A 24277-nucleotide genomic window follows, 5' to 3' on the forward strand; every position below is an offset into this window, starting at 1 on the left:
TTTAGCGTATTAATAGACTTAAAAGAAAAACAACAGCAACGCCCCCAAAAGCAACGGTTCCTAATTTTCCTCCAACACCTACAAAAGTATTTGTTGCAAGTACGTATAAAATTCCAGCAACAAATCCTGATAGAATAATAAAAACGTAGCTAGCACCAATATTTACAGTGGTCATTCCAACGAAGGTTCCACAATAAATGGCAGGTGGAATCTCATTGAAAAATTTATTTTTAGATTTTCTAAAAACAAAAGGTGTGAATGAGGCAAGAGTACCTATGAATGCAGCAGCTATTACTGGACCTGTCTCTAATTCAGAATTTATTATAAAGGTTATTAAGGCTCCGAATGTTACAAATAAGATAAGGATATAACTTTTTGTAGGTTTTTCGTGAGATTCATGAGCCATTTTAACTACGCTAAATAAAGCTAGAAAACTTATAATTCCAATAAATACTAAAACTGAGAATTCATTTAGAACATCGTAGAAAATAGCGGTAACAAACGCAAGTTGCAATAGTACTAGAATAAACCTAGAGCTTCTTCTATATAGTTTAATCATAGAAATAATGCCTGTTGACTATGTTGGGATTGATTATTAAGCAAAGATATTTAAATTCTAAGAATTGAATTTTAATGCTCTCTTAAAGGTTTGGATTTTTTTTATTATATTGATTATCCCTTGGAACCAATTTAAAAATAAAATTTCTTTTCAATTTTACTTTTGAAAAAAAATGAAATTTAAAAGTTTTAATTGTTCTAATCTTGAAGGTTAATACTTATTTTCGAGCCTTTATAAAATTATAATCAGCTTACAAGTCAACCCTATAATACCCTACTGAATGCATATGCCCCAATCGAAGTTTGAATTACAATTTTATAATCTGCTCAAGAATGATCCCAAAATATTACAATGGATAAGTGAGAATGTGGTTAATGGTATTTGGTATGGAGATATAAACTATCCAGAAAACTTATGGATAAGCGATTCTTTTTGGAAATCATTGGGTTATGCACAAGAAGAAAAAAGCAGTTTCCGGCATTTAGAAGGGATACTAGAAGAAACAGAAGCTATAAATGCTTTTAATCTTTTAAAAGAAAGCACAAAACCAAATAGAAATTTCGAGTCTTTTTTTAATTTCAGAAGTAAAGAAGATCAGAGTGTTCTTTTAGAGGGAAGGTCGAAAGTTATTAAAGAGGGTGATTCAACTAATATCTTAGTGATATTTACAAATGTTACTAAACAGAATGAAAAAGCAGAGCATCTTTTAGATGAAAATAGTCATCTAAAAAAGCTTACAGATATTTTTGAAGAAGTAAATGAACTTACCAGAACAGGAGGCTGGGAGATGGATCTTGAAAAACATACTTTAATCTGGACGCAGGTCACCAAAGATATTCACGAGGTGCCACATGATTTTATTCCCAATTTAGATACAGGGATTAATTTTTATAAAGAAGGGAAAAGTAGAGATTTAATTACCAAATTATTTAACGAAGCTGTAGGAGAGGGAATTCCTTTTGATACAGAACTGGAATTGGTTACTGCAAAAGGGAACGTAAAATGGGTTAGAGCTTTTGGTAAACCAGAAATGAGAAATGGTAAATGTATCAGGGTTTTTGGCGCATTTCAAGATATTAACAATGACAAGAAACGGGATAGAGAATTTCAAATTCAGAAAGATAGATTTGAACAAGTATTCCAGAGTTCACCAATAGGGATTGTTTTAGTTAATACACAAAACAAGATTCTTATGGCTAACCCGGCTTCTAATAAGATATTTGGATTTGAAAAATCTGATGAGGAAGCCATTTCCAAATTAACTTTTAGACAGCTCATTCACCCAGAAGACCTAGAGCAGGCTAACGCGTATAGAAAAAGGTTGTTATCTGGGGAAATTGATTCTTATAAACTAGAATTAAGATATTATAATAAACGCAAGGAAATAATCTGGTGTGATGTAAATACTTCAATCTTTAGAACAAATTCTGAACAAACAACTCTTATTGTTAGTCAAATAGAGGACAGTACTTCCCGAAAGCAATTAGAAAAAAGGGCTGAAGAAAACGCTATGCAATTTAAAAGTGCATTCGAATTTTCACCAAATGGAATGGCCATGGTTTCTTTAGATGGAAAATGGCTAAAGGTAAATAGGATACTTTCCCAACTGCTGGGCTATACTCAAAAAGAATTCATAAAAAAGGAATTTACTGAATTCACCCATCCAGAAGATAAAAATCTAGATTTAGATAATCTAAAAGATTTATTTTCAAATAAAATTAAAACTTATAAAGTTGAGAAAAGATATTTACATAAAGATGGTAGTATAGTATATGGTTTAATAAGCGTTTCCTTATTGAGAGATCCTGAAGGAAATCCGCTTTATTTTATTGTTCAAATAAACGACATCACAGAGAGTATAGAAGCAAAAATTGCTTTAAAATCTAGCTTGAATGATCTTCAGACAGTGATGGATGCAACAACTCAGGTTGCAATTATTGAAACTGATACTAATGGTGTAATAATTAAATTTAATAAAGGAGCAGAAAATTTATTGGGATATACTTCTTATGAAATAGTCAAAAAGAAGGAGATTATGCTCTTTCATGATTCTGAGGAAATTAAAAAGCGCTCTGCCAAATTTGATTTTCATGATTCTAAGAAGTTGAATGACTTCGAGATCCTTACCTATTATGCAATGCAAGGGAAATTTGATACTCATGAATGGACATATTTGAGGAAAGATGGAAGCAAATTCCCAGTACAAGTAGTTACAACAGCAGTTAATGATAATTCTGGAAAGCTAATTGGGTTTTTGGGTATCGCCACAGATATTTCATTAGTTAAGGAAATAGAGAATGATCTTAGAGAAAGTGAACAACGTTTTCATTTTGCTTTGGAAGGATCTGGAGATGGAGTTTGGGATTGGAATATTCCCGAGGGAAAGCAATATATGTCTGATCAAGCTAAAAAAATGTTAGGTTTTGATCCAGAGGAATCTCTAACCAATGTAAGTGATTGGGATAATAGAATACATCCAGACGATAGAGATAAGTCTGATTTGGCCTTGAAAGACTATTTTGAAAAACGTGCAAAAGAGTATAATATAGAAAAAAGACTTCGTTGCAAAAATGGAACTTATAAATGGATCTTAGATAGAGGTAAGATTATAGAATGGGATTCGTCAGGAGATCCTCTTAGGATGATTGGTACCCAAAGCGATATTACAGAGCGTAAAGTTGCAGAAGAACTAATTCGTGAGAATGAGGCTAGATTTAGATCCTTGTATGAACTATCACCTATTGGGATAGGAGTGATTGAAGCAAAGTCAGGAAAGTTTTTAAATGCAAATAAGGCACTTTTGAAATCGGTTGGATATAATCTGGAAGAATTTACTTCTTATAATTTCAGGGATCTAGTTACACAAAAAAGTTTTGCGAAAAATCAGGAAAAGCTCGAAAAATTTCTAAAGTCGGGGACTAAAGAGGCTTGTGAAACAGTATTTCTTAAAAAGGGAGGTTCTTCCTTCCCAGTTCTAATTTCAGGAGTAAAATTGAAAGATGCTGCAGGAAAGAAAATCATTCTTTCTACAATTCAAGATATTACTCGCAGTAAGAAACTTGAAAAATCCTTAGTTGATGCTAAGTTAAAGGCAGAGACAGCAAATAAATCCAAATCTGAGTTTCTGGCAAATATGAGTCATGAAATAAGAACTCCATTAAATGGGGTGATAGGGTTTACAGATCTTTTAATGAAAACAGAACTGAATGCTAGTCAGAAACAATACATGAGTACGGTTTATAATTCTGCTAATTCTTTACTAGATCTTATTAATGACATTCTGGATTTCTCTAAGATTGAAGCAGGAAAATTAGAAATAAGTATAGAAAAAACAGATCTATTAGATCTTTGTGGCCAAACTATAGATATTATTAAGCATCAGGCACACGAAAAAGATTTGGAGGTGCTATTAAATATTTCTTCAGATATAAATCGGTTTATCTATGCAGATGCAGTAAGAATAAGACAAGTTATTACGAACCTTTTAGGAAATGCTGTAAAGTTCACTGAAAAAGGGGAAGTAGAGCTTAGAATAGATGCTGTGGCAGTTCCAGGAAGTGAAAATGAAATGGTTTATAATTTTATAATAAGAGATACAGGTATTGGAATTGCTCCAAACAATTTAAAAAAGATCTTTAATGCTTTTGATCAAGAAGATTCTTCTACTACCAGAAAATATGGAGGTACAGGTTTAGGACTTACTATTAGTAATAAACTCCTTGGTTTAATGAATAGTAAATTAGAACTAAAAAGCAAATTAGAAGTTGGAAGTGAATTTTCGTTTCAAATTAAATTTAAAACTGAAAAAGGAGATAACTCGCTGCAAGAAAATTCGAAAACAATAAATAAAGTACTGGTTATAGATGACAACCTAAATAATAGGGTTATTCTCCGGGAAATGCTTGCCATAGGAAATATAGAATCTGTTTTAGTAGCAAATGGTATTGAAGCGCTTCAAGCCTTGGAAAAGAACAACGATTTTGACCTTGCTATTGTAGATTATAATATGCCATATATGAATGGGGTAGAATTGATTGGACATATAAGGAAAAAGCTAAATTTATCTTCAGAAGATCTCCCACTTATTCTTTTACATAGTTCAGCAGATGATGAAAAGATCCATCAGGCTTGTCGTGATCTAAAGGTTCAATTCAATATAACAAAGCCTATTCAGATAGATCAATTATTTAATATGTTAAAAAATATAAAAGCTCCTCAAAACGAAACTATTTTTACAGACGTTGTTCATAGAATCGAAGAGACTAATGTTGTTTTTAATATTCTTGTTGCCGAGGATAATCCAGTAAATAAATTTCTAGCTAAAACGATCATTAAAAAAGCCCTTCCAAATTGTAATATTTTGGAAGCAGATGATGGTCAAGAAGCAATAGATATGTATAGGTCTGAAAAAATAGACTTAATCTTTATGGATGTTCAAATGCCAATTTTAAGTGGATTTGAAGCCACAGAAGAAATTAGAAAATTAGAAAATAATGGGCAACATGTGCCAATTATTGCTTTGACAGCGAGAACAGTTAAAGGAGAGAAGGAGCGTTGTCAGGAGTTTGGAATGGATGATTATGTAACAAAGCCTGTTGTTTTTAATACGATAAGTGATATTCTCAAAAAATATCTTTTATCCTCCCTAGAAAAGGAAATAGAAACAGAACCTATAGTTTCTAGTATTCTTCATTTTGACAAACAGGAATTAATGGATAAGCTGGAAGGTGATAAGGAAGGTTATACTGAATTAATGGAAATGGTTAAAGCAAATTTAATTGATATTCAGAAAAGGTTAGATCTAGCAATTGAATCAGAAGATATAGATTCCGTAAGAAAAGTAGCACACGCGCTTAAAGGCTCATCGCTAAATTGCTGTTTTTATATGTTAAAAGACTTATCTTTAGGTCTAGAGCATATAGCAACTCATGAAAAATCTGTACTTTTAACCCGTAATAATGAAATTAAAAAGGAAATTGAAATAGTATTAGGATTAATTTGAAATTCTGGATAAGGTAATTTAAGCCCCAAAGCGCCCGCCCAATGAAAAACCTACAAATCTCCCCAAAGGAGTATGCAACTGTTATATTAGTAGAAAGCAATTTATTAGAACGAGAAAATTTTATTCAGATTTCTCTCGAAGAGAAATGGAATGTGGTTATTTGTGAAGATGGATTGGATGTAATTCAATGGCTAAATAATAATAGTTCTGCAGATCTTCTTGTTATAGAAGAGAATTCTATGCCAATAAGTGGTTATCAAATAGCAGATTATATTAAAACAGAACTAGGTTTAGCTTTACCTGTTATTATTACCACGGGTAAAATTCCTATAGTTCAAGAAAGAAGAGTTTTAGCATATGCGGAAGGCATCCTAAAAAAACCATTTGTGGCTGCATCTACAATTTTGCAGATTAGAGAAACTCTAAAAAAATCTATAGAATTAGCTCCAGAGAAAAACGATTATTATTCTTTAAATTATTTAAAGGATCTTTCTGGTGGAGATGAAGAATTTATAATGGAGTTATTAAAAGTTTTTAGCGCTTCAATAAATTCTGAATTAAAAAATTTAAATGAAGGTTTAAGTCAAAAGGATTATCTTAGAATTCGTGAGATTGCCCACGGAATCAAACCATCTTTTGATATGATTGAAAATGAGAAAGCTAAGGGAATTTGCCTTTTATTAGATTCTATAGCCGAAGAAAAAGATATACCTAAACTTATAGAAGAACTCAATTTAGAGTTTGCAAACATCAATAAGCAATTAATAAATGACTTTCCCGAGTTAAACTTGATATAATGAAAAAAATTCTAGTGATAGAAGATAACCCAATGGTGATAAAATCTTTGGAGTTTAAGCTTACTAAAGATGGTAATGATGTAATGATAGCTCATGATGGTAGAGAGGCTATGAAATTATTAAAGGATAACGCCTTCGATTTAATATTAACAGATCTTATGCTACCTTTTGTAACTGGAAATGAATTAATAAGCTACATTAAGAAGAACACTCCTAAAACACCAATCATCGTTTTATCTACTTCAACCCAAGAGAATATTATCATGGATGCATTTAATATGGGAGTAGATGATTTTATTACTAAACCATTCAGCCCTAACGAGTTATCTTTAAGAGTTAGACGTTTGTTAAGTAAAAATTAAGAGCTTACGCATGTACCAAACGAAGAGTATTTAGATTACCCCACTTATAAACAATCATTTTTTTTATGTTTAATAAAGATATTTTCAGTTTTCCTTTTACTCTGGACTCCTTACCATGGATTATGAAACTGAACATTCTTTTCGTGATATTTTTTCTATCGTTAGCTGTCATATTCTTTATTTCTATTATTTGGATCAGGATATTTAAAATATATAGGAATGAAAAAAAGAACAAGCAACAAACGCTACTAATAGAATTTTTAAATTCTTATTTGTTTGATGAAGATTTTGATAAGGAGTTGGAAATCAAAACTTTTAAAGAGAATCATTTAAAGACTAAATTAGAGATTAAGGTTACTATCAAAGAAATACTCCATTTTCATGAGAATTTAAAGGGTGAATCTGCAAGAGATTTGGAGACATTGTTTAATAAACTAGATTTGGTAGAATTCACTTTGTTAGATTTAGACGATGGACGATGGTTCACTACCGCAAGAGCAATAAATGCATTGTCTGAGCTAAGTATTGAAGTTCCTAATGATAAAATTGAAACTTATCTTAACGAATCTCGAAATGAGGTAAGGCAACAATCCCAGCTCTATTTTCTTAAGCTAGCAAAAGAACAACCTTTAAAATTTCTAGATAAAACTGTGAGGCCATTAACTACCTGGCAGCAAATTTATATAGAAAATGCACTTAAGAACTTTTATAAAGGTCCCGCCCCAGACTTTTCACAATGGCTTTATCATGACCTAACTAGTGTGGTGGAATTTTCTATTAGAATGATTGCGAGATATAATCAATTTGAAAATATCCCAAAATTGATACCGTTTCTAAAATCTGAGAACGACACTTTAAAGTGTGAAGCTATTACTTCTCTTACCAATTTAGAAGATACAGGATTGTTAGAATTGATAATTCCTAACTTTATAAATAACAGTAGAACAATTAAATTGAAAATCTTGGATGCTGTTGAACAAATTGGGGATTATGAGGATTTAAAAAGAGTAGGAGAGCAGATTAAACCTACAGAATGGGAATTAAGAATTAAATACCATAATATTGAACAAGGTTTTCTTCCAGAAAAAAAAGAACTCATATATTCGCAGTTCATGTTAGAGAAGAGATCAGAGATATAAATGGGTTCAGTTTTAAGTCAGTTTACCGAAATAGCAAGTTGGCTTTTTTTGATTTATGGATCAATTATTAGTTCTGGTTATTTATTTACTGCAATTTATTCTCTTATAGAAATTAGAGATTATAAGCGTAGAAATAATTTTGAAGACGACATCGCGCTTCTTCAATCTCTAAACCTTCCAGCCATTTCTATTCTTGCACCTGCTTTTAATGAGGGCTTGAATATTGTTGAAAATGTGCGTTCCCTACTCACCATTAATTACCCTTCTTTTGAAATTGTAATAATAAACGATGGAAGTAGCGATAATTCTATGGAATTGCTTTTCGCGGAATATGAGTTAGAAAAAAAGGATATCCTTTATCACAACTTCGTCGAAACAAAGGATATTAAAGGCATCTATAAGTCCAAGAACAAAGCATTTAAAAATCTTACGGTTGTAGATAAGGAAAATGGAGGTAAAGCTGATGCCTTAAATACAGGAATCAATATTTGCCAGAATAGCGTAATCTGTTGTATAGATGTAGATTGCATCTTAGAGAACGATGCAATGCTTAAGCTTATAAAACCATTTTTAAATAATGGTAATAAGGTGATTGCCTCTGGGGGTGTTATTAGAGTTGCCAATTCCTGTGTTATAGAAGATGGAAGAATAATAGAAGTTAAACTTCCAGATTCTTTTGTGGCCAGAGTACAAGTCTTAGAGTATTTCAGAGCTTTCTTAATGGGTAGAATGGCTTGGTCTAGAGTAGATGGTTTGTTGCTTATATCTGGGGCTTTTGGAATGTTCGATAAGCAAATTGTGATTGAAGCTGGGGGCTACAATACCAATACCGTTGGAGAAGACATGGAATTATTGGTAAGAATGCGACGAATGATGCAAGAGCGCAAGATACCTTATACTGTAGGTTTTGTGCCCGATCCTTTGTGCTGGACAGAAGTGCCACAAACCTGGAAAGTTCTTCAACGCCAAAGAAATAGGTGGACCAGAGGAACGGCAGAAACTTTATGGATGCATAAAAAGATGATGTTCAATCCAAAGTATAAAATCCTAGGGATGTTAAGTACTCCATTTTGGTTCTTTTTTGAGTGGCTTGCACCTCTTATAGAGTTTACTGGAATTTTATTTTTTATTATACTCTTTATATTCGGACAAGTAAGTTGGGAGGTCTTCTTGACTTTCTTTTTGGCGGTGTACAGTTTTGCAATATTATTTTCTGTTACTGCACTATTTTTTGAAGAATATTCTTTTCAGCAATATAAAAAGCCAAGCTATATTATTAGACTTATTGGTACTGCAATGCTAGAACCAATAATATATCACCCGATTGTAATGTGGTCTGCAGTGATGGGTAATTTTGATCTTCTAAGAGGGAAAAATAGTTGGGGTGTGATGAGTAGGTCAGGATTATCAAATCCTAGCAAAAAAAAGAAAGGTTAAATTTGATGTAAATTCTAATCAAGAATATGATTAAAAAAATAGCATTAATTTTAATTTTATTGGGTGGTGCACAATCGATCTTCTCTCAATCTTCAATCCCATCTTATAATTATTCTGACTGCGATTTTCAAGTGATTGGACATAGAGGTTATTCAGATATCTATCCGGAAAACACCCTTTTAAGTATTGAAGAAGCTTTTAAAAGAGGAGTTAAATATTGTGAGATTGATATCAATATAACCTCAGATGGTGTGTATGTATTATATCATGATCAACCAACTATGTTTAGGGCAAGCAGCGGACAAGGCTATGTTGTGTCTTCAACTTATAATGAACTATTAGAATTGGATTTTGGTAGATGGAAAGGAAGTCAATTTACTAATACAAAAATAGCCACTTTAGAAGATGCATTAATATTAGCCGAAGAGTATGACGCTTTTCTATATTTAGATACTAAGAAAACTGATCATGAACTTATGTGTAAAGTTCTGCAAAATTCTAAAGTAGATTCTAAAAGAATGCTTCCTGCTGTAGCTTCCATAGAAGAGGCTAAAAAATTTAAAAGTTTTTGTCCTGAATCTTCATTTATTTACTTTGGTGGACTGCCTGAAAATGTGAATGATGATAGTTGGTATCAGGAAATGGTAGCATTAGGATGTGTGATTTTCGAGACATATTACACTTTCGCATTAGATGAAAGCAATCAAGATTTCAAAACCTTTCTCTCAAAAGTTCATAAAAATAATGCCAAGGTATGGGTGTTTACATCTAACAATATAGATGAGATCAAGAAATTGAGAATTGCTGGAGTAGATGGAGTGGAGTCTGATATTGCAACTTCTGCTTTAAAATCTCTTTGTGAAGGAATAGAATTAGATACAAAACCTATTAGAGCAACTACGGGAAACTGGAACTTCGATAAAGGTAATTTGTACAGTACAGGTGTTGGTAGTCAACTACGGCCCTTAAATTATAATGGAGAGTTTGCGCATCAGCCAATAGATTTTGGAACCACTAGCGCTTTTAATGTAAAAACTATAGATGGGAAGGAAGCTCACATAGCTAAAATACCTGCTTTTGATTCTAATAACGGTTTGTTCATATTTACAAACTTTACTTCAGGTTTGGAGGCCAATCTGCATTATAATTATTCTCTACTAATGGATATTTATATCCCACAAGAAAGTATTGGAAAGTATATTAGTGTTTATCAAACAAATCCAGATAATGATAACGATGCCGAATTATTTATAGACTCTGAAGGTATTGGGGTGAACAATAAATATCACCATCCTCTCTCTCCAGAAACTTGGTACAGGCTGGGAATTGTAGTTACAGAGAATTCCATTAAAAAATTTATTAACGGAAAATTTATTGGAGAAAATGAAATCTCTGGAGGTAGATGGTCTGTTTACAACGTTTTTGCAGGAGGACAAGATCAAGGTTTTCTCTTGTTTTCAGATAATGATAATGAAACTTCAGAATTCTACGTTAATGCAATCCAACTTAGAAATTATTCCATGGATGCAAAAGATATCGCAGTTTTGGGAAGTCCTAAAAGTGATGGTATTGCGATTGGTAATTCTGGGATTTATAATGTAAAGGCAGATAAGGAAATTTCAGGATCTATAGTTAACTGGGATAATATGGAGATTTATATTTACCTAGCCAATGATACAGAGCTTTCTAAAGTTAAAATTGATTTCGATATTCCTTATGGTGCAAAAAGTTCAATTGAACCTGGTTCAACAGTTGATTTTAATTCTTTAGACAATAAATATAGAACCATAACTGTTACTTCGGAGGACGGTTCTTCAAATCGAATTTGGACTTTAATACCGCTTTTAGATAGCGTTAATGGTCAGGATTCTAATCGATTATAAAAATCATCAGTCAGTTTTTTTTTAGAATATTTATATTCAAAAGATAAAGATCTGACCTTATTAATTGGATCAATCTAAATACATATATAGAAATTTTGCTCTGTATCAGACTTTTATCCCTCAATATTTTAGGGTATTATTAAATACTTTCCACATCTTTCAGTCTTCTAGGTATCAAACTATAATTATTCTTAAAATTTTATTAAATTAGTGATCATAAAAAGATATTCTTTTTTAAAGTAACCTGAATGTCATAATCTGTTTGAGTTATATATCTTAAATTTTGTGTGTTTTCATCATTTTTTTTTCCATCTGGAGAACACTTATAGTTTTGGTTAAAAAAGAATTTAAATTATCAATCAGAAAATCCAAGATTAAATGGAAAGAAGAAAATTTGTTCAATTAGCAGGATTAGGAACTGGGGCATTAATGATGCCTTCTTTATTCCTAGGAAATTCAATTCCGGTTGAAGCCTTGCTAGATCCAGGAATGGATGTTGCCACAAAAAAACTGATGGCAGATACCGCACTTAACGCTGCAAGGTCTCTAGGAGCAACCTATGCAGACGCCAGAATTGGAAGGTATTTAAATCAATATGTTTTTACTAGAGAAGATAAGGTTCAGAATGTTGTGAATACGGAATCTTTTGGAATAGGTATTCGGGTAATTGCTAATGGTACTTGGGGTTTTGCTTCAACCAATAGTGTGACCGAAGATGGTATCAAAAAAGCAACACAACAGGCTGTAGCAATTGCAAAAGCAAATTCTAAAATACAAAGGGATCCTGTAATACTAGCTCCAGTAGAGTCTTATGGAGAAGTTTCATGGAAAACTCCTATTAAAAAAGATTTTAAGGACGTACCTGTTTCACAAAAAGTAGAATTACTGCTAGATGCGAATGCTGCAGCAATGAATAATGGTGCAAACTATGTGAATTCTGCTCTTTTTATGGTAAATGAGCAAAAGTACTTTGCCTCCACAGAAGGTTCTTATATAGACCAAGATATACATCGTATTTGGCCAACCTTTGGGGTAACTGCCATAGATCCGACTGCTGGGAAATTTAAATCCCGACAAGCAATGAGTGCACCAATGGGAATGGGATATGAATATATGGATGGACTTGCTTCAGAAAAATTAGAAGGTCCTGCAGGTCTTAAATTATATAGAAATAGTTATGATATTGTAGAAGATGCAACTCTCGCAGCTAGGCAGGCAAAGGAAATGCTTACTGCGAAATCTGTAGATGCGGGGAAATATGATCTTGTTTTAGAACCTAATCACTTAGGATTAACTATTCATGAATCTGTTGGGCATCCTTTAGAGTTAGATCGTGTACTTGGATATGAAGCCAATTATGCTGGTACTAGTTTTGCCACTTTAGATAAATGGAAAACTGGCGACTTTAAATATGGTAGCGAACTTGTAAACTTAGTTGCAGATAAAACAATGCCGGGATCACTTGGGAATGTTGGTTTCGATGATGAAGGTGTGAAAACAAAGCAATGGGATCTTGTAAGAAATGGAGTGCTTAAAAATTATCAAGCAATTCGCGATCAGGTTCATATGATAGATCAAAATGAATCTCATGGTTGTTGTTATGCGCAATCATGGAATGATGTTCAATTTCAGCGTATGCCAAATGTATCCTTAGAGGCCGGAAAAGAAAAGTACTCTATTAATGATATGATTAAAGATGTTGAAAAAGGAATTTATATCGCCGGTAGAGGTTCTTATTCTATAGATCAGCAACGTTATAACTTCCAATTTGGAGGAACTGTGTTCTACGAAATCAAAAATGGAGAGATCGTTGGAATGCTAGATGATGTGGCTTATCAATCTAATACACAAGAATTTTGGAATTCGTGTGCTAAGATATGTGATGAGAGTGATTATCGCGTTTTTGGATCCTTTTTCGATGGGAAAGGTCAACCTTCACAGGTAAGTGCGGTATCTCATGGTAGTTCTACTACAAGGTTTAACGACGTTAATGTAATAAACACTGGTAGAAGTATTTAATCTATTGTTTTACTCTAAAGAATAACAACATTATGGCAATATATACAAAAGAAGAAGCTCGGAAGATCATGGAAAAGGCATTAAGCTATTCCAAGGCCGATGCTTGCGAAATAAATATGGGAGGTAGCGAAAGCGGAAACATCCGTTATGCAAGAAATACAGTATCTACCTCTGGACACCGATCAAATCAAACCTTAGTAATTCAGTCCAGCTTCGGAAAAAAATCTGGAACTGCAACTATAGATGAATTTGATGATGAATCTTTGGAAAAAGTTGTAAGAAGAGCTGAGGAATTAGCGCAACTATCTCCAGAAAACCCAGAATTCATGGCGCCTATGGGAGCTCAAACTTATGATGAAGCAGTGAGTTTTATAGAGGCAACTGCGAAGATTACTCCAGAATTTAGAGCAGAAGTAGCTAATAAAAGTATTACTCCAGCAGCAGCAAAAGATGTAACAGCAGCAGGATTTTTAAATGATTCATCTGGGTTTAATGCTATCCTGAATTCTAATGGCTTGTTCGCTTATAATAAAGCAACTAATATGGATTTTACAGTAACTATGCGTACTAATGATGGTACCGGTTCTGGATGGGTAACTAGAGACTTTAACGATGTTTCCAAATTTGATGCTGCAGAAGCTTCAAATGTAGCTATAGATAAAGCTATCATGTCTATGGAAGCAAAAGCTATTGAACCAGGTAAGTATACTGTAATTTTGGAACCAGCAGCTGCTTCAGATCTTTTAGGTAATATGGCAGGTGCATTAGATGCTCGAACTGCAGATGAAGGTAGAAGTTTTATGTCCAAAGAGGGTGGTACCAAATTAGGAGATAAAATTGTAGATGAACGTGTGAACATCTACTCAGATCCATTACATCCTGATGTACCTACAGCTACATGGAATGGCGACGGACAAGCACTAAAGAAAACTAAGTGGATAGAGAACGGGGTTGTTAAAAACCTTGCGTATAGCCGCTATTGGGCAGAGCAAAAAGGAGTAGACGCTGTTCCTTATCCTTCTAATATTATTATGGAAGGTGGAACCGCTAGTTTAGAAGATCTTATTCGAGATACGAAGAAAGGAATTTTGGTTACAAGACTTTGGTATATTAGAAGCGTAGATCCACAAACCTTATTATTTACAGGACTTACTAGAGATGGTACTTTTTATATTGAAAATGGAAAGATCAAGCATCCGGTAAAGAATTTCAGATTTAATGAGAGTCCAATTATTATGCTGAATAATTTGGAAACCCTTGGAAAACAGGTAAGAGTAGATGGAAATTTAATCCCTTATATGAAGGTGAGAGATTTCACATTCACTAGCTTGTCTGATGCGGTCTAGAAATATTTAATATTATAAAAACTGGTTGTTTTTGAACTTTTCAAAACAACCAGTTTTTCATTTGGTAAGATTCAAATCAACAGAATTAGTTCGAATTAAAAATTTTTGGAAATCTATTAGTTTTTTTTAAACCTAAATGCAGTCATTCCGAACGAAGAATGAGGAGGAATCTCATTCTATAGAGATTTCTCGTCGCTCATACTTCACTCCGTCGAAATGACAAACAATATTAAATCAATGATATTATTAGAAAAAGCAAGGAAGTTTATGTTCAACTAATGAATTATATATTTTTAAGAGTATTAAAGCTAAGAGCTAGTTACTTTTATTGTTATATTACTTTCATAATCATCACACGTAACCTTGAGCAATAAATTTTTCTTCACAAGATTACAATACGAATCCGGGGACTGGGATGTAGACCAGCGTATGCCGTCTAATCTGCTGAATTCTTTAGTTGAATACACCACTTTAGAGGTAGATATCCAGGAAAATATAATTCCGCTAAGTAGTGACGAGCTTTTTAAATGCCCTTTTTGTTATATCTCGGGTCATAAATTGGTGCAATTCACCAAAAAAGAACGCGAGAATTTTGAAAAATATATAAAGAACGGAGGTTTTGTATTTGCAGACGATTGTAATCATGATATCGATGGCCTATTCGCAAAATCTTTCGAACGTCAAATGGAAGATATCTTTGGACCACAGGCATTAAAAAAGATTCCGAACGATCACGAATTGTATAATATTTTCTTTGAATTTGAAAATGGTCCACCTACCACTTCGCAAGAGTTGAATGGTTGGGGAGACGATTTGGTTCATGAATATTTGAAGGCTATAGAGATAAATGGAAGAGTGGGTGTGCTCTACAGTAATAAGGATTATGGCTGTGAATGGGATTACGATTTTAGAAATAAACGTTGGTATAAAATAGATAACACTCGTTTTGGAGTGAACATAGTGATGTACGCGCTTACATCCTAACTTAGTATTTATGGAAAAAAACTTGGTACAGATAGAGCAAGAAGTGAAAGATCTTGCCGGAAAACTGAAGGACCTTAAGGCAGAAATCGGTAAGGTGATTATTGGTCAGGAAGAAACTGTGGAGCAATTGCTTATTACATTTTTGGCAGGTGGACATGCACTTTTAGAAGGAGTTCCTGGCTTAGCTAAAACTTTAATGATTCGTACGCTTGCCCAGGCAATAGATCTGGATTTTAGAAGAATTCAATTTACTCCAGATTTAATGCCTTCAGATATCATAGGAACAGAGATCCTAGAAGAAGATCACAGTACAGGTAAGAAATTTTTCAAATTCAATAAAGGTCCTATTTTCGCAAATATTATACTTGCAGATGAGATCAATAGAACGCCGCCTAAAACTCAGGCAGCTCTTTTAGAAGCGATGCAAGAGTTTGAAGTTACCTATTCAGGAAAAACCTATGAGTTGGATAGACCATTTTTTATTCTAGCTACTCAAAACCCTATAGAACAATCTGGAACTTTCCCATTGCCAGAAGCACAGCAAGATCGTTTTCTTTTTTACATAAAAATAGGATATCCCAATGAGGCTGAAGAAACTGCTATTTTAAAGAATACTACAGGGACAAAAAAGGAAAAACTAAATAAAGTGATCACTGGGGAAGAAATCCAAAGATTACAGCACCTAGTAAGAGAAGTGCCAATAAGTGATGACCTTATTAATTTTGTAAGCCAAGTTACCAGAGCAACCAGACCGGAAACTACAAATAATATCTATGTAAAAGAATGGGTGAATTGGGGTGCAGGCCCTAGAGCAGGACAGGCTATGATCCTTACTGCAAAAGCGCGAGCACTTATTAACGGTAGATTATCTGTTACTTTAGACGATCTCAAGCACGTTGCTTTGCCAGTACTTAGGCATCGAATTATTGTGAACTTTAGGGCAGAGGCTGAAGGTGTTACACCAGATGAGGTTACCAAAGAATTACTTAAAGCTGCTAGTTCACATCTAACGTCCAAGAAATAAGTGAAACAGGATTATCACCAGTTATTAAAACCTGAAATCATCAATTCTGTTTCGGGATTGGCGCTAATAGCACGGGTGGTAGTAGATGGATATCTCTCAGGTTTAAATCATAGTAGGCGCGTAGGACCTGGCATGGAGTTTAGTCAATATAGAAGTTATGAGCCTGGAGACGATTTACGTTTACTGGATTGGAAGATGCTAGCAAGATCAGGACGTTATTATATCAAGCAGTCTGAGGTAGAGACAAATATTTCAGTAAAATTTATTTTGGATACCAGCAAATCGATGTTGCATGCAGAGAACGGACTCTCTAAAATGGATCATGTTCGAGTATTGGTCGCTTCTTTAGCTTTTCTCTCCCAAAACCAAGGGGATGCAGTTGGTTTGTTTACCTTAAATAATATACACCTACAAAGTCTGTATCCTAAAATTCAGAAACAACATTATAACAGAATTCTTTTAGAACTCATCAATATTAAGAATGAAGGACATTGGCCAGAAGACCAAACGGCACTTAATAAATTGCATGATAGAAGCCATAAGGAGCTTATTTTTTTTATAACAGATCTCTACGAAGACAACCAGGAACTCACCAAATTTATCACCCAATTAAAAACTTCAAGGAATGAAGTAGTGGTGATGCATATCATGGGGAAAAGTGAATTGAATTTTGACTATAAAGGCACTGTAACTTTTGAAGACCTTGAAACAGGTACACGAATGAAAGTAGATGCTAAAGAAGCGAAAAACTACTATTTGCAAGCATTAAACAGTAAGATAAAAGAAACCAAAGATACTTTATTGTCAAATGGTATTAGTTATCATCTCTTTAATTTGGAAGACCCTATAGGAGAAGCTTTGCAATCTTTTCTGAAAATTAGAAATAGACTTATTTAATATGAGTTTTTTAAATCCTACATATCTCTGGGCGTTATTAGGGCTGGTTATTCCAGTGGCTATTCATCTTTGGAGCAATAAGGAAGGGAAAACGATTAAAATTGGAAGCATTCAATTTTTGGCAAAATCAGATGTTAAACAAACCAATTCAATAAAGCTTAATGAGCTTATATTATTGCTGTTAAGGATGATAATAATAACTGTTTTGGTATTTATTTTAGCGGAACCACAGCTTAAAAGAGCGCAAGAAAATGTTTCGATAATGTACCTCATTGAAGCCTCGTTATTGAAAAATGAAAGCCTTAGTTCATTCGTAGATAGCTTATCAGAAAATTCTTCTATCAGATTTCTGCAAGAAGGTTTTCCTGATTTAGACACTTATATTGAAGAGGAGGTAAATAATACGATTCCCAACTACTGGCAACTAGCTAAGGCAATGGAGGAGCTACCAACCGATAGTATTGTTGTTTTTACAAACGGATACTATCAAGGCTTTAAAGGGAAACGCCCATTATTAAATAGCGATGTAGCGTGGATCGTTCTGGATTCTGAAGTTCAAATTAATGAGATATTACAAATTGTAAAAAAGGATGATGAGGTAGAAGTACTAGAATTGATTAGTGATCAACAAAAATTAACTTTTAAAAAGCAAAGCCTTCTTTTAGATAGCGATGTACTTCAGTTTAATAAAGCTAAGGACAGTGTACGTTTGCTAACAAACAACGAACAAACATGGCATCCCTTAAAAGTGGAAGATTCTATAGCTGTTTTAATTTATTATGAAGAGGAATTGGATGCGACAAAGGTCTATTTGGAATCTTCATTTAATGCACTTTCAAAATATTTAAAGCGACCTATAAAAATTGTAGCAGTTCAAGATACTACAGATATAGATTGGGATTACTATCATTCTCTAGTTTGGCTTAGCGAAACTTCTAATTTTAAAACTTCTCAACCTACGTTAATTTATCATCCCGATAGTCTTGCAAATTCTCTGATTGAACCAACTGCCTCAAAGAATATTTTTCATCTTACAAGGCCTTTAACTACTGAAAATATTATTGCTGAAAACTTACCAGAACAATTGCTAAACCTATTGGATCTAAATAAGGATTTGGAAAGTAAAGTTCAAATCTTCGATAAACGAACTTTGGACGCTAAGGAGCTCACTACTGGTTTTACCGAAACCGGTTCCAATAAAAGCACTCATAGGTTGCAAAGTATATCGAAATGGCTTTGGCTAGTATTAGTTTTCTTTATGATCACCGAACGAATTTTTGCCAGATATAGAAAACAATGAGAAGTGCAGGAAAAGACATATTGATCAGTTTTAAAAAACGATGGCAATTACTGCTTTGGTTGGAGATCTTTTTATATGCAATCAGCGCTTCAATATTTCTTTATTTTCTAATTGAAAACTACCTAGGTAGCATTCTAGTCTTTATTTTGATTTTTTCAATCGGTTCAATGCTGAAGAAACCCTGGCAACTTAGCTTGGAAAGAGTAAGCAGCTATATAGATCATCAGTTAGAATCTGCCGAATATAGCTCGGGATTGCTTTTAGTTTCTTCGGAAGAATTATCTAATTTGGCACAGCTTCAGCAACAAAAAGTAGCAAGAGATTTAGAAGAAGAAATAAAAACCGTAAAAACTCCTAATCAATTGATAAAAGCAAGTAGTATTGCTTTTGGATTGATATCACTGGGATTCATTCTATTCTATTTCAATTTACTTCCCAATAATACCATCACTTTAAAACCTTTAGAAGAAACAGAAATTGTTTTTCAAAAGATGGATTCTACAGCTTCGTCCTTGGAAGCTCCAAAAATTCAAGAACAACGAGTAAAGATCACTTATCCTTCTTATACCGGAATTCCTTCAGAAACTACCTCCACAATGGAAATTAAAGCATTGGAAGGCTCTAGGCTTTCGTGGGAACTTAATTTTGATGCTCCTGTTAAAAATGTGATTCTAGAAATGGCAGAGGTTAGTAAACCAATGACCTTTAAAAACAATTTCTTTAGTTATTCTGAAAAGCTGGAGTCTCCTAGTTTTTACAATTTTAGGTTCGAAGATACTTTAGGCGCAACGTATGTTTCAAAGTTATATGCTATTGAAATGATCAAGGATGAAGAACCTAGCATAGAAATTCAAGACTTAGATCAATTCACCTCTTTTGAATTAAATGAAAACAAAAAACTAAGTTTTACTACCATAATCACTGATGATCTAGGGGTTGGGGAAACGTTTATTATAGCAACTGTGAGTAAAGGGAGTGGAGAATCGGTGAAATTCAGAGAACAAAAAATGGAATTCGAAGCTAATTGGAAAAGAGGTAGCCGAAAATTAGAACTGCCAAAAACCATAGATCTAGATGCTTTAAAATTGGAAGCTGGAGACGAGCTTTATTTTTATGTTGAAACAGCCGATTTAAAACAGCCTATTCCTAACAGATCCCGAAGCGAGACTTATTTTGCGGTTATCAAGGATACTACAACCTACGATTTTGCGGTGGAAGGCACCTTAGGTGCCGACTTAATGCCAGATTATTTTAGAAGTCAGCGGCAACTTATTATTGATACCGAAAAGTTAATTAAGCAACGTAGATCATTATCCAAGAAGGAGTTTAATACTAGAAGTAATGAACTTGGCTTCGACCAGAAAGCACTTCGATTAAAATATGGACAATTTATGGGTGATGAGGCCGAAGGTGGTTTGGCAATTTGGAATGAAGAAACTACAGAGCATAATGAAGAGGAGGATCCTTTAGCAGAATACACTCATGACCATGATGGCGATAATGAACACAATCTTGTAGAAAAGAAAGAAGAGGAATCTAAAACTCCTTTAGAGGAATATGTGCATAACCACGATGATCCTGAGGAAGCGACACTTTTTAGCAATTCTTTAAAAAGTAAATTACGGCAAGCCATGAATGAAATGTGGGATGCAGAGCTTCATTTACGATTATTTGAACCAGAAAAATCTTTGCCTTTCCAGAACAGAGCTTTAAAACTTATTCAGGAAATTAAAAATAGCTCCCGAATTTATGTGCACCGTATTGGTTTTGATCCTCCCCCAATAAAAGAAGACAAACGCCTTACGGGTAAATTAGATGAGATTTCCAGCTTTAGAAAAAGTGAAGAAATAGGGGTGGAAGAAAAATATCCATTTATAAGAAAAACCATCAACCGATTGGAAGTGTTGATTTCTAAAAAGAGCAAGATCACGAAAGAAGATCGTCAACTTTTTAAACAAGCTGGAAATGAATTAGCAGTGAAAGCTATTGAAGAACCCGGTAAATACTTAAGAACACTACAACAACTAAAGTGGTTGTCTGAAGATTTTGACGAAAATGCTTCTATGTTACGCGAAACACAAAGAGGTCTGTTTTTAGCGCTGCCTAAACCTAAACCGGAACCTGGAAAACGCAAAAATTTCCAAAGCGAGATAAACGATTTATTTTTAAAAGAACTGGAGTTATATGATTGATAGGCTTACATTTTTAAATGATGCTTGGAGCTGGCCTATAATTTTAGGGGTGGTTGTCCTCTTGTTGGTGTTCGTTTGGAAAGAGTGGCATCAGTTTCCAAGTACTCGGTTTTTTTTAAAAGTAGGAGTAGTGTTTTTAGGAATTTGTTCATTGGCAATTATTGCACTAAAACCTGCATTTTTAAATTATGAAGGATCTGGAAACCTCATTTTATTAACAGAGAATTATTTACAATTTTCTTTGGATAGCCTGAAAAAGGAGTATAAGAGAATTAAGGTTTTGAAATATGATGAGTACGCCTCTATTATAAATGAAATAGAAAGTGCTGACACAATCTTTGTTTTGGGTAATGGAATCAAGACCTATGATCGTTGGCAATTGGAAGGTGAATTCATAAAATATATTAAAGGCGCAAGCCCAGAAGGAATTATAAAGTTTAAATACCAACTAGAAAATACTGTTGGAGATAGTGCTGTTTTTACAGGATTATATTCCAAGCCTAATAAAGGGATTAGGTTGCTTTTAGAAGGACCGGGGGGAGAGGTTTTGGATTCTGTAATCCTAAGTGATGCCTCCGAAAAATCATTTCAATTAATTACAAATTTAAAATCTGCAGGAAATTATATTTATAACCTTGTAGAGAAAGATTCTATTGGGACTATTCTTTCATCTGACCCTATCCCAATTAAAGTTAAGGAAAGAGACAATTTAAAGATTCTGGTAATCAATGGGTTCCCAATTTTTGAAACCAAATACCTTAAAAATTTTCTAGCCGAATTGGGCCATGAGATTATAGTTAGAAGTCAAGTAACAAAAGGTAAATTTAAGTATGAAGCTTTCAACACGAAACAAGATCCAATAAGAAACTTAAACATTCAGATTTTAGAAAGCTCGGATCTATTGCTAATTGATTATAATTCTTTAAAAAAACTATCCTCTTCAGAAAGGAATAATTTAGAAAAGTCAGTATCAGAAAATGGGTTAGGAGTTTTTATACAACCCGAAGCAGGATTATTTAAATCTAATTCGGGATTTTTATCTTTCGATTTTATACCGGAAAATAGTGCAGAAGTTTCACTTCCAGTGAATATTAAATTATCTAAATATCCATTTTCATTTAAACAGGATTTGACAATTCAACCAGTACAAACTTCTGGAAAACAAATTCTTTCGGCATATAAAAGGATGGGGCAGGGGAAAGTGGGCAGTAGTGTACTTCAAAACACCTATGAACTGCTTTTAGAGGGACATTCGATAGCATATCAGCAATTATGGACTAAGCACATTAATAGTATTAGTAAACGAGCTATTCCTTTAGCAGAGTGGCAGTCAAATTCAAAATTGGGCACTCTAAATGAACCCTTTCAGTTTCAAGTGCGCACTTCTGTGCCAGATCCCATAGTTCGTAACGAAGATGGAGCAATAATCCCTTTGCGAAGAGCAATTGATATCCCAAGTCTCTGGACTGGAACTACGTATCCAAATAGAACTGGTTGGCAGCAATTGAAATTGCAACAAGACAGTACTAATTTATTTGATATTTATGTTACGGAATCTGAAAAGTGGAATGCTTTAAAATCTTATCAGCGAATTCAAGAAAATCAACGAAACTTGAGTTCTGGGGACTCTAGTCAGATTAATTATAAAAAAGCGATCCCAATTAATCTCTTATATTTCTATTTATTATTTCTGTTATGTATGGGTTATTTATGGCTAGAGCCAAAATTGAGAAGTTATTAGTGAATTTTGGAATTTAAATTGCCAGACATACTAAGTTTGCGCTATTTTTACTTTCTTTGGTTCTACGTAGAATTTGAAAACATTAAATTTTAATATACCCTAAAAACTATAAATATGTCTAAAACAACACTTAAAGTAAACAATAATGGGTCTCTAAAAGTTACTGGAGATTTTGAAATAGTAGATAAAGAAGGAAACGTGTATGATCTAGCAGGAAGAGATGTGATTTCTCTTTGTAGATGTGGGCTTTCACAGAACAAGCCATTTTGCGATGGTGCACATAGAAACCATTTTGAGCATGATGCGGTTGCATTCGCTTTACCACCAAAAAAATAACAAGATTTAAACGATTTTAAAATTAAAAATGCAGTACCAAAAAGGGCTGCATTTTATGTTACTAAAAGTAAGGAGCCGAGAACAAATCTTAAATATATATATGTACTCTAGCCTATTTTTTCTAACTTATTTTTAATCAATTCCAAATTTTCTACCTTTTTTGGCTCACGGTTTTGCTTGCAGTAAGTAGTGTGATAATGATGATTAGAAATAAAATCATATTGGATTTTATACCATTCATTTTCACTTAATTCTGGCTTATAATGCAAGAGTTCTTTATATAATTTCTTACTCCATTTCAAAAAACCATCTGTGCCGAGATATTCCAAATCGGCATCGGCAAGAATGGCAGCAAGATGAGATGTGGGATTTTGAGGAATCTCCGTAGCTTTCATCATTTCACAGATCTGCTTAATTTCATCCTCATTAATTCCAAATTCTTTTAATTCTTTTGTAGCAATAATGCAGCTTAGCTCTTCATGTTTTTCTCTATCTATAATAAAACCAATATCATGATAGAGCGCAGCAATTTTCAGCAGAAAAAGATCATGTTCTTCCACATTTTCTTTTTTAGCAATATAAATAACCTTTTCCAACACATGCTTTGTATGTTCTGAGCAGTGATAATGCAACCACGAAGGTAAATTCTGTTCCAAATTGGAAATCACTTTATTGTAAATAGGAAGAAACTTATCCATTAACTAAATCTTTTGATGTGCGTCCCATTTTTATAAATAAGATATAGAATTGAAATAGAAAAATATTTTGTTTTTTGTAAAACATTCATTTAAGAGTTATTAAAAATTGACTTAAACTGAAGGGATTTAGCTCAAGGATTTTCTAAAACACATGAATATTTACTTCTAATGTAACTAAATTACTACAATAACTGCTTTATAATTCACATTATTATACTATGAGTAACTGAAAAACAAGCAGTATCAGTCGTTTTATGTAATAGAAATAGTTCAGAAGTTTAAAATTTTTATATTTATTTGTTACAAATATGTATTTAAAAGCTTTTTAAAGCTATTTACCGAAAATCTCTTTTTTCATATTTATAACTTCACTACCTTGATACTCAGTATATTTGATACAGTTGTGATGTTTTATTATTTACTACTATCGAAGAAAGTTAAAAGTAAACTACATGTATAATAATACAGAAAGTAGTTTTAAGTACCCATCCCCACATTTTTAAAAATTTAATAATAACGTGGCATGCATAAAATATGCTGCTTCTCAAAATTTCTGATATA

Annotated in this window: 17 protein-coding genes; 15 read left to right on the top strand and 2 right to left on the bottom strand. The window is 33.3% G+C overall.

The features are described from left to right. Window position 1: 1 nt before the first annotated feature. A complete protein-coding gene (locus I130_RS07225; protein ID WP_034920805.1) occupies window positions 2–559 on the bottom strand; it encodes a hypothetical protein in 558 nt (185 codons plus the stop codon). Between the two features lie 286 nt (window positions 560–845). On the opposite strand from I130_RS07225, the gene I130_RS16225 reads away from it, so the two are divergent. The 15 genes from I130_RS16225 (at window position 846) to I130_RS07300 (ending at window position 23018) form a co-directional block, all read left to right on the top strand. Then, entirely contained in the window at window positions 846–5561 is a 4716-nt protein-coding gene (locus I130_RS16225) for a PAS domain S-box protein (RefSeq protein ID WP_198012040.1), read from the top strand. 41 nt (window positions 5562–5602) lie between these two features. After that, complete coding sequence (locus I130_RS07235) at window positions 5603–6358, top strand: response regulator (RefSeq protein ID WP_034920806.1); 756 nt, start codon at window positions 5603–5605, stop codon at window positions 6356–6358. Further along, window positions 6358–6720 carry a response regulator transcription factor gene (locus I130_RS07240; RefSeq protein WP_034920808.1) on the top strand — a complete coding sequence of 121 codons (363 nt, stop codon included), beginning with the start codon at window positions 6358–6360 and terminating at the stop codon, window positions 6718–6720. Before I130_RS07235 ends, I130_RS07240 begins: the two co-directional genes overlap by 1 nt. Window positions 6721–6785: 65 nt before the next feature. Further along, window positions 6786–7859 (top strand): hypothetical protein, encoded by a 1074-nt coding sequence (locus I130_RS07245; protein WP_034920810.1) that lies wholly within the window; start codon window positions 6786–6788, stop codon window positions 7857–7859. Further along, on the top strand, window positions 7860–9296 hold the full coding sequence (locus I130_RS07250) for a glycosyltransferase family 2 protein (protein WP_034920813.1): 1437 nt from the start codon (window positions 7860–7862) through the stop codon (window positions 9294–9296). Window positions 9297–9322: 26 nt separating this feature from the next. Further along, on the top strand, window positions 9323–11179 hold the full coding sequence (locus tag I130_RS16230; RefSeq protein ID WP_051119644.1) for a glycerophosphodiester phosphodiesterase: 1857 nt from the start codon (window positions 9323–9325) through the stop codon (window positions 11177–11179). 378 nt (window positions 11180–11557) lie between these two features. Beyond that, window positions 11558–13198 (top strand): TldD/PmbA family protein, encoded by a 1641-nt coding sequence (locus I130_RS07260; protein WP_034920815.1) that lies wholly within the window; start codon window positions 11558–11560, stop codon window positions 13196–13198. Window positions 13199–13230: 32 nt separating this feature from the next. Then, window positions 13231–14544, top strand: coding sequence for a TldD/PmbA family protein (locus tag I130_RS07265; protein WP_034920817.1), 1314 nt, complete (start codon window positions 13231–13233; stop codon window positions 14542–14544). 363 nt (window positions 14545–14907) lie between these two features. After that, complete coding sequence (locus I130_RS07270) at window positions 14908–15528, top strand: DUF4159 domain-containing protein (protein WP_034920820.1); 621 nt, start codon at window positions 14908–14910, stop codon at window positions 15526–15528. Between the two features lie 10 nt (window positions 15529–15538). Continuing rightward, window positions 15539–16552 (top strand): AAA family ATPase, encoded by a 1014-nt coding sequence (locus I130_RS07275; protein ID WP_034920822.1) that lies wholly within the window; start codon window positions 15539–15541, stop codon window positions 16550–16552. Next, window positions 16553–17449 carry a DUF58 domain-containing protein gene (locus tag I130_RS07280; RefSeq protein ID WP_034920824.1) on the top strand — a complete coding sequence of 299 codons (897 nt, stop codon included), beginning with the start codon at window positions 16553–16555 and terminating at the stop codon, window positions 17447–17449. A gap of 1 nt (window position 17450) precedes the next feature. Then, window positions 17451–18749: a BatA domain-containing protein gene (locus I130_RS07285; protein ID WP_034920826.1), complete on the top strand. Its 1299-nt coding sequence runs from the start codon at window positions 17451–17453 to the stop codon at window positions 18747–18749. A 167-nt stretch (window positions 18750–18916) separates the two neighbouring features. Beyond that, window positions 18917–20941 (top strand): tryptophan-rich sensory protein, encoded by a 2025-nt coding sequence (locus I130_RS07290; protein ID WP_316928448.1) that lies wholly within the window; start codon window positions 18917–18919, stop codon window positions 20939–20941. After that, entirely contained in the window at window positions 20934–22682 is a 1749-nt protein-coding gene (locus I130_RS07295) for a hypothetical protein (RefSeq protein ID WP_034920832.1), read from the top strand. The genes I130_RS07290 and I130_RS07295 overlap by 8 nt, the downstream gene beginning before the upstream one ends. Before the next feature lie 114 nt (window positions 22683–22796). Continuing rightward, window positions 22797–23018 carry a CDGSH iron-sulfur domain-containing protein gene (locus tag I130_RS07300; RefSeq protein WP_034920834.1) on the top strand — a complete coding sequence of 74 codons (222 nt, stop codon included), beginning with the start codon at window positions 22797–22799 and terminating at the stop codon, window positions 23016–23018. 107 nt (window positions 23019–23125) lie between these two features. Here I130_RS07300 and I130_RS07305 read toward each other — a convergent pair whose 3' ends face one another. Next, entirely contained in the window at window positions 23126–23716 is a 591-nt protein-coding gene (locus I130_RS07305; RefSeq protein ID WP_034920837.1) for an HD domain-containing protein, read from the bottom strand. Window positions 23717–24277: the final 561 nt, after the last annotated feature.

The sequence above is a fragment of the Gillisia sp. CAL575 genome, assembly GCF_000403785.1.
Taxonomy (GTDB): Bacteria; Bacteroidota; Bacteroidia; order Flavobacteriales; family Flavobacteriaceae; genus Gillisia.

Bases quoted from the DNA above. Each gene is read 5' to 3' on its own strand.
- I130_RS07225 (WP_034920805.1), bottom strand. From the start codon at position 559: ATGATTAAACTATATAGAAGAAGCTCTAGGTTTATTCTAGTACTATTG.
- I130_RS16225 (WP_198012040.1), top strand. From the start codon at position 846: ATGCCCCAATCGAAGTTTGAATTACAATTTTATAATCTGCTCAAGAAT.
- I130_RS07235 (WP_034920806.1), top strand. From the start codon at position 5,603: ATGAAAAACCTACAAATCTCCCCAAAGGAGTATGCAACTGTTATATTA.
- I130_RS07240 (WP_034920808.1), top strand. From the start codon at position 6,358: ATGAAAAAAATTCTAGTGATAGAAGATAACCCAATGGTGATAAAATCT.
- I130_RS07245 (WP_034920810.1), top strand. From the start codon at position 6,786: ATGTTTAATAAAGATATTTTCAGTTTTCCTTTTACTCTGGACTCCTTA.
- I130_RS07250 (WP_034920813.1), top strand. From the start codon at position 7,860: ATGGGTTCAGTTTTAAGTCAGTTTACCGAAATAGCAAGTTGGCTTTTT.
- I130_RS16230 (WP_051119644.1), top strand. From the start codon at position 9,323: ATGATTAAAAAAATAGCATTAATTTTAATTTTATTGGGTGGTGCACAA.
- I130_RS07260 (WP_034920815.1), top strand. From the start codon at position 11,558: ATGGAAAGAAGAAAATTTGTTCAATTAGCAGGATTAGGAACTGGGGCA.
- I130_RS07265 (WP_034920817.1), top strand. From the start codon at position 13,231: ATGGCAATATATACAAAAGAAGAAGCTCGGAAGATCATGGAAAAGGCA.
- I130_RS07275 (WP_034920822.1), top strand. From the start codon at position 15,539: ATGGAAAAAAACTTGGTACAGATAGAGCAAGAAGTGAAAGATCTTGCC.
- I130_RS07285 (WP_034920826.1), top strand. From the start codon at position 17,451: ATGAGTTTTTTAAATCCTACATATCTCTGGGCGTTATTAGGGCTGGTT.
- I130_RS07290 (WP_316928448.1), top strand. From the start codon at position 18,917: ATGCTGAAGAAACCCTGGCAACTTAGCTTGGAAAGAGTAAGCAGCTAT.
- I130_RS07295 (WP_034920832.1), top strand. From the start codon at position 20,934: ATGATTGATAGGCTTACATTTTTAAATGATGCTTGGAGCTGGCCTATA.
- I130_RS07300 (WP_034920834.1), top strand. From the start codon at position 22,797: ATGTCTAAAACAACACTTAAAGTAAACAATAATGGGTCTCTAAAAGTT.
- I130_RS07305 (WP_034920837.1), bottom strand. From the start codon at position 23,716: ATGGATAAGTTTCTTCCTATTTACAATAAAGTGATTTCCAATTTGGAA.